The sequence below is a fragment of the Spirillospora sp. NPDC048819 genome, assembly GCF_040650055.1.
Lineage (GTDB): Bacteria > Actinomycetota > Actinomycetes > Streptosporangiales > Streptosporangiaceae > Spirillospora.
This window is the reverse complement of record NZ_JBEZGN010000012.1, coordinates 152,210-164,249: the sequence shown is the minus strand read 5'-3', so window position 1 is coordinate 164,249 and position 12,040 is coordinate 152,210. Positions and strand designations below refer to the sequence as shown.

The following is a 12,040-nucleotide window of genomic DNA, read 5'->3' as shown; positions in this document are numbered from 1 at the left end:
CACGCATTGGCGGCCGGCGCGTCGCACGCGCCGGCCGCCGGAACGGGCCGGGGGTCAGCCCACGGGCTCCAGTTCCGTCCGGGGCGGCGGCGCGGGCGAGTCGCCCTCGCGGATGCCGTACCGGCGGTAGAGCCTGGCGAGCGGGCCGGGCGCCCACCAGTTCGCGCGGCCCAGCAGCCGCATCGTCGCGGGCACCAGCAGCGCCCGGACGATCGTCGCGTCGAGCGCGATCGCGATGGCCATCCCGACGCCGGTCATCTTGATGAACGTGATGCCCGAGGTCGCGAACGCGCCGATCACGACGATGAACAGCACGGCGGCGCTGGTGATGATGGCGCCGGTGCGCCGGACGCCGGCGGCGACCGCCGCGGTGTTGTCGCCGGTCAGGTCGTACTGCTCGCGGACCCGCGACAGCAGGAACACCTCGTAGTCCATCGAGATGCCGAACAGCATGGCCAGCATCAGGATCGGCATCGCCGGGGAGATCGTGCCGGTCGCGGTGAAGTTCAGCAGCCCGGACAGATGCCCGTCCTGGAAGATCAGCACGACCGCGCCGAACGTGGCCGCCAGCGACAGCGTGTTCATCACGATGGCCTTCAGCGGCAGCAGGACCGACCCGAACGCCAGGAACAGCAGGGCGAACGTCGCGCCGCCGACGAGGACGGCGAGCCAGGGCAGGGTCGAGCCGATGCTGTCGAGCTGGTCGACGACGCCGGCGGTGGCGCCCCCGACGTGCGACTGCGCGCCGGGCGGTGCGGGTACGTCCCTGACGTCCTGGACGAGGGCGCGGGCGGCGTCGGAGTTGGGGTCGGCGTCGTAGCGCAGCGCGATCCGCGTCGTGGTGCCCTCGGCGCCGGTCACGGTCGCGTCCGTGACCCCGGGCAGCGCGGCCAGGCGGTCCCCGTACGCCTGGACCGCGGCCCGGTCGGACGTCCCCGTCACCACGGCCTCGATCGGGCTCGTGGCGTTGCGCGGGAACTGCGTCTCCAGCGTCTCGGCGACGACGCGGGCGTCGGCGCCGTCCGGCATGACCCTGGCGTCCACGCCGCCCCAGCCGATGCGCAGGAACGGGGCGCCGAGCGCCAGGAGCAGCGCCACGGTGGCGACGACGTAGATCAGCGGCCGGCGCATGACGCTGTGCGCCACCCGGCCCCACCAGCCGTCGATGCGGCTCTCCGCGCCGTCCTCGCGGTTCCGGCCGCGCCGCCGGATCGACAGCGCGTTCACCTTCGGGCCGAGCGCGGCCAGCAGCGCGGGCAGCACGGTCAGCGCCCCGACCATGCAGACGACCACGGTCGCGATCCCGCCGTAGCCCATCGAGACGAGGAACTTCTGGTCGAACAGCAGCAGCCCGGACAGCGACACGGCGACGGTCACGCCGGACACCGCGACGGTGCGTCCGGCGGTGGCCATGGTCGCGGCGAGGGCGTCCTCGGCCGTGCGGCCGTCGCGCCGGATCTCCTCCCGGAACCGGCTCACCATGAACAGCCCGTAGTCGATGGCGAGGCCGAGCCCGAGGAACGTGGTGATGTTCACCGCGAAGATCGACACGTCGGTGACGTAGGTGAGCGCGTGCAGCGCGGTGAACGAGCCGAGGATGGCCAGGCCGCCGACCAGAAGCGGCAGGCTCGCCGACACCAGCCCGCCGAAGATCAGCACGAGCAGCACCAGCAGCACGGGGATGGCCATGGCCTCGGCGCGCGCGATGTCGGACGAGACGCGCTCGTTGATCGCGGTCTCGGTGGCGACGTCCCCGCCGGCCTTGGCGGTGAGGCCGCCGCCGACCTCGGTCAGGTCGTCCCGGATCGACTCGTAGGCGCTGTCCCTCGCCTCCTGGTCGGCGCCCGCCAGTTCCAGGACGGCGTAGGTCGCGGTGCGGTCCTGGCTGACGAACTGCGGCGACCGGGTCGTCCAGTACGTGGCGGTGCCGGCGACCTTGTCCGCCGGGAGGCCCGACAGGGCCCGCTCGACCGCCGCCCGGTACGCCGGGTCGTCCACGGTCGTGCCGCCCTGGTAGAGGATCACGACGTCGGCCGCGTCCCGTCCGAGGTCGCGTTCGGCGATCTGTGCCGCCTTCGCGCTCTCACTGCCCGGTGTGTCGAATCCGCCGGACGAGGTCAGCGCGCCGAAGACGCCCGTCCCCCACACGCCGGCGAAGACCAGTGCCGCGCCCGCCACCGCGAGGATCCACCTGCGCCGCCTGTGGACCCATCGGCCCCATCGATCGAACATCGTCCTCTCCCCTGTCCAGTGACATCCGTGAGCTTCAGTGAATGCCGTTTACTACGAATGGTGTTAACATTGCATACGATGTTCGCTTTAGTCAAGGCTGTTTCTGGGGAATCATGCGGGGACGGCCGGTCGCGGGCCGGCGAGGCCGGCAGGCACCAGGAAAGAGGGCGGCGTAGTGGGAACACGGCGTGATCGGCTGCGCGCTGCGACGGTCAAGGAGATCTCCGAGACCGCCCGGCGGATCCTCGTCAAGGAGGGCCCCGAGGCGGTGACGCTCCGGGCGATCGCCCGGGACATGGGGATGACCGCGCCGGCCCTCTACCGCTACTTCGGCAGCCACGGCGAGCTGCTGCGGCACCTGGTCGGCGACATCTTCACCGAGCTGACGGGCGAGCTGCACACCGCGATGAAGGCCGTCCCGCCGGGCGACATGAGCGGCAAGCTCCTGGCGGTGTCGCGCCGGTTCCGCCACTGGGCGCTGGCGCACCCGCGCGAGTACGCGCTCTTGTTCGGCGCCCCCGTGCGCGGTGCCGCCGACCGGGAGGAGGGCGACTTCGCCGAGGACTGCGCCCGCAGGTTCGGCTGGACGTTCATGGCCCTGTTCCTGGAACTGTGGAACAAGAAGCCGTTCCCCATCGTGTCCGACGACGAGATCGCCCCCGCCCTGCGCCCGCAGCTCGCCCGCTACCGCGACGAGGTCGTCGGCGTCGACCTGCCGCTCGGGGTGATCCAGCAGTTCCTCAAGTGCTGGATCAGGCTGCAGGGCGGCGTCAGCCTCGACGTCTTCGGCCACCTGCAGTTCGCCCTCGAAGACGCCGAGCCGATGTTCGAGCTGATGCTCGCCGAGATAGTCCCCTCGCTGGGCCTGACCTACACCCCGCCCGCCCGCGACTGACCGCCGGGCCGAAGCCCTGCGAGGAGGCCGCCGCCGAACACCGCGCCCCGGCTGGACACCGGCTGAACACCGCCCCCGGCGGCCCGGACGTCCGAAACGGGCGCGTCCGCTAACTGGGTGGCCGGTGTCGTTAGCCGGGGGGTTTCCGCCGCTGTGGGGGCCGGGGCGGGCGGCGGAGGGTGGGAAGCGTCCGAAAGGAGGACGCACCATGCAACCCACTCTGGGTGAACCGTTCTCGGCGGTTCCCGACGTCCATGTGATCCCGACCTACTGGCCCGTCCCCGGCGCGGGCGTGCTGCCGATGAACGCCTTTCTCCTGCACGCCGAGGAGCCGGTCCTGGTGGACACCGGCGCCGGAGTGCTGGCCGGCGAGTTCCTGGCCGCGCTCGAATCCCTGATCGACATCGCGGACCTGCGGTGGATCTGGCTGACGCACGAGGACCGCGACCACACCGGCAGCCTGGGCCGGCTGCTGGAGCTGGCGCCGCAGGCCACGGTGATCAGCAGTTTCCTGAGCGTGGGCCGGATCATGCCCGAGCACCCGTTCCCGCTGGACCGGCTGCGGGTGGTCAACCCCGGCGACAAGGTGCACGTGGGGGACCGCACCCTGGAGACGATCCGGCCGCCGCTGTTCGACAGTCCCGGCACCACCGGGTTCATCGACGGCCTGTCGGGGGCGCTGTTCAGCTCCGACTGCTTCGGCGCCCCGCTGCCCGACCTGGACGAGGCGGCCGCCGCCTCGGTCTCCGACCTGCCGTTCGAGACCGTCGCCGCCGGGCAGCTCGCCTGGGCCACCGTCGACAGCCCGTGGGTGTCGACGGCGGACCCCGCCCGGCTCGGCGCGGCGCTGGAGTCGGTCGTCCGGCTGCGGCCCAGCGCCGTGCTCAGCTCGCACCTGCCGCCCGTCCACGAGCGCGTCGAGGAGATGGCCGGCCGGCTGCGCGCCGCGCCGGACGCCGACCCGGTGCCGCCCACCACCCACGACCAGCTGACCGCCCTGCTCGCCACGATGGAGCCCGCATCATGACCGACATCCGCACCGGCACGACCGACACCGACACGACCGACACCGACACGACCGACACCGACACGACCGGCACCGACACGACCGCCCGCGACGGCGTGGTCTACCGCTTCGAGGGGCGGCTCACCGAGAGCCTGCCCGTCGGCCTCACCCCGGACGGCCCGCGCTGGGACAACCACTTCGGCGGCAAGATCACCGAGGGGGAGTTCGCGGGGGCCGCGGTGACCGGGATCGACTACTTCCGGGTCCGCGCCGACGGGGTCGGGGTGGTGGACGCGCGGGAGCTGATGACCGTGGACGGCCATCGGGTCGCGGTGACCGTCACCGGGTACATCCTGCCGCCCGCGGACCTGGAGGCGCCTCCGCCGGAGGTGCTGGCCGCCCCGGACTTCACCTTCCCGGACGTCCCGTTCAAGATCGAGGCGATGGCCGTCTTCGAGACGGGGGCGCCGGAGCTGGCCCACCTCAACCGGCTCGCCGTGATCCACAACGGCACGGTCAACATGGCCACCGGGGAACTCCATGTCGAGGCACGCCGTTTCGGGGGCACGAAAACGGAGTGATGGCTGAGGGGCCACACCGCCGCAGCCGGCAGCTCGGGCCCGCACCCGCCGACGCTAGGAGGCCGTCGTGATCACCGTCGACCGCATTCCCCGGCTGTCACCGGGGCGGGCCGCGCGGCTGGCGCGGGAGGAGCACCGCAGGTTCCGCCGCTCGCTGGAGGGGGCTGTCGGACGCCGACTGGGCGCGGCCGACCGACTGCCCGGACTGGGACGTGCGCCAGATCGTGGCGCACGTCACCGGCGCGACCGAGGCCAACGCCCGGCCGGCGGAGATGCTGCGCCAGCTGCGGCACGGCCGCCGGGGCCGGTGGATCGAGGTCGACCGGGTGAACGCGATGCAGGTCGCCGAGCGCGACGGGCCGTCCCCGGCGGAGCTGGTCGAGCGGCTGCGGCGCGCCGAGGGACGTGCGGTGCGGGCCCGCATGGCGCAGGCGCGGCTGGCCGGGTTCGTGCCGCTGCCGGTCGGCGATCCGATCAACGAGACCTGGCGGCTGCGGTACCTGCTGCGCCTGATCTACACCAGGGACGTGTGGATGCACCGCATCGACATCGCCCGCGCCTGCGGCCGGCCGCTGGAGCTGGGGGCAGGCCATGACGGCAGGCTCGTGGCCGACCTGGTCCGTGAATGGGCCGTCCGGCACGCGCGGCCGTTCGTGCTGGAGCTGACCGGCCCGGCGGGCGGCCGGTTCCGGAGCGGGGAGGACGGCCCCGGCATCGAGCTGGACGCCATCGAGTTCGCCCGCGTCCTGTCGGGCCGGGCGCGGGGGGACGGGCTGCTCGCCGTCACGGTCCCGTTCTGAGGCGCATTCCGGACAGGCACCCGAGGGCGGTGTGCGCCGATAATGGGCGGGGGCGCCGACCTCGGGGGGAGCACCATGTCCGGTACGCCGCCGTTTCCCGGCACCGCCGAGCTGACCAGCTCGGCCATCGTCGGCCGGGAGTCCGAGCTCGACCTGCTCGCCCGCGCGGTGCGGGCGGCGGCGGACGGGCGCGGCGGGATGCTGGCGCTGGCCGGGGAGGCCGGCATCGGCAAGAGCCGGCTGCGCGCCGCCGCCGAGGCCGACGCCCGCCGGCGCGGCCTGCCCGTCCTGGCGGGGCGGGCCGCGGACACGGCGGTGGCCGAGCCGTTCCGGCCGCTCAGCGAGGCGCTGGCGCGGCACTGGCGGGACGGGGGACCTCCCGGTGACCCGCGGCTGCGGCCGCTGCTGCCCACCCTGGGCCAGCTGGTCCCGGGCTGGCGCACCGGCGACCGGGACCCCGTCTCGCTGGCCGCCGTCTGCGAGGCGGTGCTGCGGCTGCTGGCGGTGGTCGGCGACCGCTCCGGTGCGCTGCTGGTGATCGAGGACGCGCACTGGTGCGACGCCGAGACCCTGGCGGTGCTGGAGTACCTGGCCGACAACGCCGACGCGCACCGCACGCTGTGCCTGGTCACGCTGCGGACCGACCCGCCGGGCCCGGCGGGGGACACGATCCGGCGGCTGGCCGACCGCCGCGCAGCCGCCGTCGTGCCGCTGGAGCGCATGGACGGCGCCGCCATCGACACCCTTGTGCTGTCCTGCCTGCGGGAACAGGCCGTCCCCGAACCGCTGCTCGACCATGTGCGGCAGCGCGCGGACGGCGTGCCGTTCTATGTCGAGGAGCTGCTGGCCGGCCTGGTCCGCTCGGGCGCGCTCGTCCGGGACGACGACGGCTGGCGGCTGCGCGGCACGTTGAACGCGCAGGTGCCCGGCACGATGGGGGAGTCGGTACGGCGCGGCCTGGAGTCATTGACGCCCGCGGCGCAGCGGACGCTCCTCGCCGCCGCCCTCCTCGGCCGCCGTTTCGACTGGCGGCTGCTCCCGGAGGTCACCGGGCTCGGACGCGACGAGGTCGCGGCGGCGCTTCGGGAGGCCGCGAACGCCCGGCTCCTTACGGTCGAGGCGGGCGCACTGGTGTTCCGGCATGCGCTGGTCCGCGAGCGGATCCGGGCGCTGCTGCTGCCGTCCGACCACGCGATCCTGGGCGCCCGCGCCCTCGCGGCCATCGAACGGGCGCACCCCGGCCTGCCGGGCTCACGGTGCGAGCTGGCCGCCGAGCTGGCAGAGGCGACCGGTGACCGTGAACGCGCCGTGACCCACCTGACGGAGGCCGCCCGGCGGGCCCGCGACAGGGGCGCCCTGGCCAGCGCCGAACCTCTGCTGAGGCGCGCCGTGGACCTGTCTCCGCCGGCGCGGGGCCCGGTCGGAGCGCTGGCCGAGGTGCTCGCCCTCGCGGGCGAGGTCGACGAGGCGCTGAAGCTGGCCGCCGTCGCGCTGGAGAACACCCCCGGCCCGGACGGCGCGCAGACCGACCTGGAGCTGGCGCTTGCCAGGGCGATGCTGGCGGCGGGCCGCCACGATGAGGCGTCCGCTCACGCCGACCGGGCCGGGGTTCGCGCCGCCGGGCCGCACCACCACGACCGGCAGGCCCGGGCGACCGCGCTTCAGGCGCTGATCGCGGTGGACGCGGGACGGCTGGACGCGGCGGTCCGCCTCGCCGAAGAGGTGCTGGGCAGCTTCCCGGGCCCGGCCGAGGCGCACTGCCAGGCGCTGGAGGCGACCGGCCGCGCCACCCGCGTCCACGACCTCGCCCGCGCCGAGTCGGCGTTCGAGTCGGCACTGGCGCTCGCCGATCGGCACGGGCTGAGCCTGTGGCGGGCCCGCGCACTCCAGGAACTGGGCACCATCGACCTGTTCGACCGGCTGCGCGCCGACCGGCTGCAGCAGGCCCGCGGCGCCGCGATCGAGGCCGGTTCCCCCGCCATCGCCGCGGTCGCCGACATGCACCTCGCGCTGGTGTGGGTCTGCCGCGGCCATCCGGTCACCGCGCGCCGCCCCGCCGAGCGGGCGGTGGCGGTGTCGCGGCGGCTCGGCCTGTCCCTGCTGCCCTATGCCCTGGTGACACTCGCCCGCACCTACGCGCACGAGCGTGACCACGTGGCCGTCGACCGGGTGACCGCCGAGATCGAGTCTCTCGCTCCCGGCGATCCGGCGGTGGAGGCGGCCGTGGACGGCAACGTCCACGTCATGCTGGCGCTGCACGAGGCCGACCGGCAGGGTGCCCTCGCGGCCCTCGACCGCGCCACCGGCCTCCTGGACACCCTCCCCGGCGAGCACTTCCCGCACTGGGGCCTGTGGGCGCTGCTGCGCGTCCTCGACGACGACGCCACCGCCACGGGCGCGGACGTCCTGCGGCGGGCGAGACGCGGGGCGGGCTCGGACACCCGGTTCAACGTCGCACTGCTGCGCGCCGCCGACGCCGTCCTGGCCGGGCGGCGCGGCGACCACGACCGCGCGTCCCGCGACTTCGACGGCGCGCTCGCGCTGATCGGGCACTACCAGGAGCCCGAGTTCCTGCACCACCTCACCTGCTGGACGGTGGCCCCGGCGGCGCTGGCCGACGGCTGGGGCGAACCGGTGACCTGGCTGAGCGCGGCCGTCCGCTGGTTCGCCGCAGGCCGCTACGAGCCGCTGGCCACGTCCTGCCGGGTGCTGCTGCGTCAGGCGGGGGCGCCGGTGCCGCGCGCGGGCCGCGGCGCCGCCGCCGTCCCCGACGACCTGCGGGAGATGGGCGTGACCAGCCGGGAGATGGACGTGCTCGTGCTGCTCGCCGAACGGCTGTCCAACAAGGAGATCGCCGACCGGCTCGTCCTGTCGCCTCGCACGGTGGAGAAGCACGTCACCAGCCTGCTGCTGAAGACCGGGTCCGCCGACCGCGCCGCCCTGGCCCGCCTTAGCCGGGTGCACCCGGACCGTTAACCGGGTGCCCGCCCCGCCCGACGCGCCGCCCCCCGCCGCCCGAGACTCGGCGGCATGAACACCGAACTCATCGAGCGGTACGCCGGGCAGGTCGCGCAGGCCTACACCGGCGCGGCCACCACCGCGGCGATCGTCGCCGGCGACCGGCTCGGCCTCTACGACGCCCTGGCCCGGCTGGGCTCCGCGACGCCGGGCGAACTCGCCGCCGCCACCGGATGCCACGAGCGTTACCTCCGCGAATGGGCGCACCAGCAGACGGCCGCCGGACTGCTGCACCACCACGACGGCCGCTTCACACTGCCGCCCGAGGGCCGCGCGGTGCTCGCCGACCCGGCGTCTCCGGCGTCGATGGCCGGTGGCGCGCTCCTGCCCACCGGCTGGTTCCAGAACATCGACCACCTGACCGACTCCTTCCGTGCCGGAACGGGCATCGCCTGGGACCGGCAGCCCCAGGCCGTCCACGAGGGCACGGCCCGCTTCTTCGAGAGCGCCTACCGGGCGAACCTGATCGGCTCGTGGCTGCCCGCACTCGACGGTGTCGAACAGCGCCTCCGGGACGGCATCACCGTCGCGGACGTGGGCTGCGGCTTCGGCGCGAGCACCCGCCTGATGGCCGAGGCCTACCCGGCGTCGACCTTCGTCGGCTACGACCGCCACGAGCCGTCGGTACGGGCGGCCCGATCGCAGCCGCTGCCACCCGGCCTGCGCTTCGAGGTGGCAGCCGCCGACGCCTACCCGGCCGGCGGCTACGGCCTCATCTGCATGTTCGACACCTTCCACGACCTCAGCGACCCCCTGGCCGCCGCCGCGCACGCCCGCAAGGCACTCGTCGCGGACGGCACGCTCCTGCTCGTGGAGCCCGCCGCCGAGGACGACCCCGCCGCCAACCTCGCCGAGCCCATGGCCGCGTTCTCCTACGCCGCGTCCCTGTTCCAGTGCCTGCCCACGTCCCTAGCCGAACCCCCGCGCTACGGGCTCGGCGCCCAGGCGGGAGCAGAGGCCGTCCGGGAAATCCTCCTCAAAGCGGGCTTCACCGACTTCCACATCGCCGCCCGCACCCCGGTCAACGCCGTCTACCAGGCCCGCTGACCAAAACGGCCCCTGGCAGGACCACGCCCCGATGCGCCTACCAAACCGGTGAGACCTTCCGCGGCCTGCAGGCGAACCCGGGCTTCCACTCCGTGGTCTCCCGGGACTTCACCGTCCTGCCGGAGCCCACAAAGATCACCGGTCCCGGGTTTACCATCGAACGGTGATTGCATGGCGGCGCGTCACCGAGGACGATTTCCCGCTGCTCGGCCAATGGCTGCGGCAACCGTACGTGGCGCGCTGGTGGAACCACGACTCCTCACCCGAAGGCGTCGCACGCGACTTCGGCCCCGCGGCCCGGCGAGAGGAACCCTCCGAAGACTGGCTGGCCCTCCTGGACGGACGCCCGTTCGGCCTGGTCCAACGCTGCCGCCTGGCCGACTACCCCGAATACCTGGACGAACTGACGCCGGTGATGACCGTTCCGGACGGAGCGGTGAGCATCGACTACCTGATCGGCGAGCCGGACCTCGTCGGACGCGGACTCGGCACGCGAATGATCCAGGCGATGATCGAGCGGACCTGGCACGACTACCCGGACGCGACATGCGTGATCGTCCCGGTCGTGGCGGCCAACCGCGCGTCCTGGCGAGCCCTGGGAAAGGCCGGCCTGCAACGCGTGGCCGAAGGCGACCTCACCCCGGACAACCCCATCGACGACCCCGCCCACGTCATCTACCGCATCGACAGAGACGATCGCCGGACCGACCGCGGGCCTACGGATGCGCCGAGGCTATGACTGAAGAAGCCGCACGGCTGCTCGCTCTCGAACGCCATGTTCGCGGCTTCTGGGATGGCCACATCGTGGAGGCTGCAACCTGGGAGCACGGGCCGATCCTGGAACGGATCCCACGCTTTTCCACCTACCGCGTGCTTCCCAAGCGAGCTGGTGAGGCTTGGGTCTACGTGACGGTGGGGTGCTCGCTTTTCGATCCTGCCCCCGGAGGAACAGAGTTCTTCGTCATGTCGCCTTTGCCTGACGAAGCCCACTCCGAAACTCTGGCAATGGTCGGCCACTATCACTCGTTTGAGGCCCATAGACTCGACGTTGGGTCGGTCATCCATATTGGCCGCCCATTGACGCGGGGTTCACGTATGGATCACCTCCTAGTCAGTCTTCCTTACCCGTATGGCCCGGATCTCGAATGGTCACCGCCGAAGGCCGGTGAAGCTCGATTCTTGTGGCTGCTTCCGATCCATCAGAGCGAGGCTGAGTTCATTGAGAGCGAGATGCTTGATGAATTCGAGTCCCTAATGGATGCCAGGAGCGTGAACATTCTGGACCTCAATCGAGATCCGATCGTCTAGAACCACCTGTCTGCCCGCGGAGATGGCGGAGTGGGCCGTGGCGGGAGCGTGGGTCACGGACACTGTGCGGCGGCTTGGGTGATCTCACTGGTGAGGACGAGCTTGCCGACGGCGTTCAGGTGAAGGTCGTCGCTTCCGAACCAGACGTCCTGGCCCTGGCTGTAGGTGTGGTGGTCCCACGAGAGCTGGGCGAAGTCGCGGAGCTTGAAACTGTCGGTGCCGGACGCGTTGGCCTGGGCACGCAGCTCCTGGTTGATGGACTGCGCCGCCCACGCGTAGTGCCAGGGGTCGGCGGTCCAGTAGGTCGCGAGGTTGTCGGGGCCGGTCACGAAGACCACGCACTTCCCGTCCGCGCGCAGCTCGTCCAGGATCGTGCGGAGCCCGTCGATCGTGGAGTCGAGCCGGGCCTGCCGGTCGGCCGGCGTGCCCGCGAGCGCGACCCACCCCGCGTCGTTCGCGCCGAGCGCGATCACGTACCCCTGCGGGTCGTGCTGGAGCAGGCCGCGGTACTCGTCCAGCAGGTAGGAGTCGGCCTTGACCAGCCCGGTCGTACCGGGGGTGGCGACCCAGCGGCGTCCCCCGTGCCCCTCGACCTCGGCCCGCATACCGGCGGCGTTGAGATTGCCCTGCACGTACCCCTGAAGGTGCTGCTGGTTATAGCTGGAGTCGTTGAGACTCTGTGTAAGGCTGTTCCCGAGAACAGCGATCTTCGGATTACCGGCGCCCCCATTGGCGAACGGGGCGAGATAGACGGTGCACGCCCCGTCCGGCGCGACGAACCGAGGCGACAGATAGGTGGCGACCGGGGTGCCGCCGATCGCCGCAAGGTCTCCCTGCTGCTGGAACGCGCTTGCCAAGGGGTTGCCCCACGCGCTCGGCAGGTTGTCCCAGCGCAATTGCCATGTTTGCGTCGAGGCGTCGGTCCATGCTCCGCTCGGGAGGGTCCGGCGCTGCAGCCCCGTAGCGTGGGCGACCGGCCCATAACCCGAGCTGGTGACTTCATAATCGACCCGCCAGGCGACTCCCGGACCCTGGCAGATCTGGGTGCCGGTCTCCGCGACAGCGGGCGACGCGGTCACCACCCCTCCGGCGGCAAGCACCGCAGCACTCGCTCCGATAGCCACTGACCTGCGGATATGCGACGCCATTGGTG

General features: G+C 72.7%; 9 protein-coding genes and 1 pseudogene. 8 read left to right on the top strand and 2 right to left on the bottom strand.

Features of this window, described 5'->3' with window-relative positions:
• Nucleotides 1–54 precede the first annotated feature (54 nt).
• Nucleotides 55–2,232: an MMPL family transporter gene (locus AB0C35_RS18885; RefSeq protein ID WP_358457260.1), complete on the bottom strand. Its 2,178-nt coding sequence runs from the start codon at nucleotides 2,230–2,232 to the stop codon at nucleotides 55–57.
• Nucleotides 2,233–2,407: 175 nt separating this feature from the next.
• Here AB0C35_RS18885 and AB0C35_RS18880 point away from each other — a divergent pair, with 175 nt between their 5' ends.
• The 8 genes and pseudogenes from AB0C35_RS18880 (at nucleotide 2,408) to AB0C35_RS18845 (ending at nucleotide 10,887) form a co-directional block, all read left to right on the top strand.
• Nucleotides 2,408–3,127: a TetR/AcrR family transcriptional regulator gene (locus AB0C35_RS18880; RefSeq protein WP_358457258.1), complete on the top strand. Its 720-nt coding sequence runs from the start codon at nucleotides 2,408–2,410 to the stop codon at nucleotides 3,125–3,127.
• Nucleotides 3,128–3,335: 208 nt separating this feature from the next.
• On the top strand, nucleotides 3,336–4,154 hold the full coding sequence (locus tag AB0C35_RS18875; protein WP_358457255.1) for an MBL fold metallo-hydrolase: 819 nt from the start codon (nucleotides 3,336–3,338) through the stop codon (nucleotides 4,152–4,154).
• Nucleotides 4,151–4,714, top strand: a complete 564-nt coding sequence (locus AB0C35_RS18870) for a DUF3237 family protein (RefSeq protein ID WP_358457253.1) — start codon at nucleotides 4,151–4,153, stop codon at nucleotides 4,712–4,714. The genes AB0C35_RS18875 and AB0C35_RS18870 overlap by 4 nt, the downstream gene beginning before the upstream one ends.
• Before the next feature lie 146 nt (nucleotides 4,715–4,860).
• Nucleotides 4,861–5,514 (top strand): annotated as a pseudogene (locus tag AB0C35_RS18865) (maleylpyruvate isomerase family mycothiol-dependent enzyme); the annotation flags it as partial.
• Nucleotides 5,515–5,589: 75 nt separating this feature from the next.
• Complete coding sequence (locus AB0C35_RS18860) at nucleotides 5,590–8,490, top strand: AAA family ATPase (protein WP_358457251.1); 2,901 nt, start codon at nucleotides 5,590–5,592, stop codon at nucleotides 8,488–8,490.
• Nucleotides 8,491–8,544: 54 nt separating this feature from the next.
• Nucleotides 8,545–9,579, top strand: coding sequence for a class I SAM-dependent methyltransferase (locus AB0C35_RS18855; RefSeq protein WP_358457249.1), 1,035 nt, complete (start codon nucleotides 8,545–8,547; stop codon nucleotides 9,577–9,579).
• 163 nt (nucleotides 9,580–9,742) lie between these two features.
• Nucleotides 9,743–10,318, top strand: coding sequence for a GNAT family N-acetyltransferase (locus AB0C35_RS18850; protein WP_358457247.1), 576 nt, complete (start codon nucleotides 9,743–9,745; stop codon nucleotides 10,316–10,318).
• The gene (locus tag AB0C35_RS18845) at nucleotides 10,315–10,887 is read left to right on the top strand and encodes a suppressor of fused domain protein (RefSeq protein ID WP_358457245.1); all 573 of its coding nucleotides are present in this window, start codon (nucleotides 10,315–10,317) and stop codon (nucleotides 10,885–10,887) included. Before AB0C35_RS18850 ends, AB0C35_RS18845 begins: the two co-directional genes overlap by 4 nt.
• A gap of 53 nt (nucleotides 10,888–10,940) precedes the next feature.
• On the opposite strand, the gene AB0C35_RS18840 is transcribed toward AB0C35_RS18845, so the two are convergent.
• Nucleotides 10,941–11,783 (bottom strand): SGNH/GDSL hydrolase family protein, encoded by an 843-nt coding sequence (locus tag AB0C35_RS18840; protein WP_358457242.1) that lies wholly within the window; start codon nucleotides 11,781–11,783, stop codon nucleotides 10,941–10,943.
• Nucleotides 11,784–12,040 lie beyond the last annotated feature (257 nt).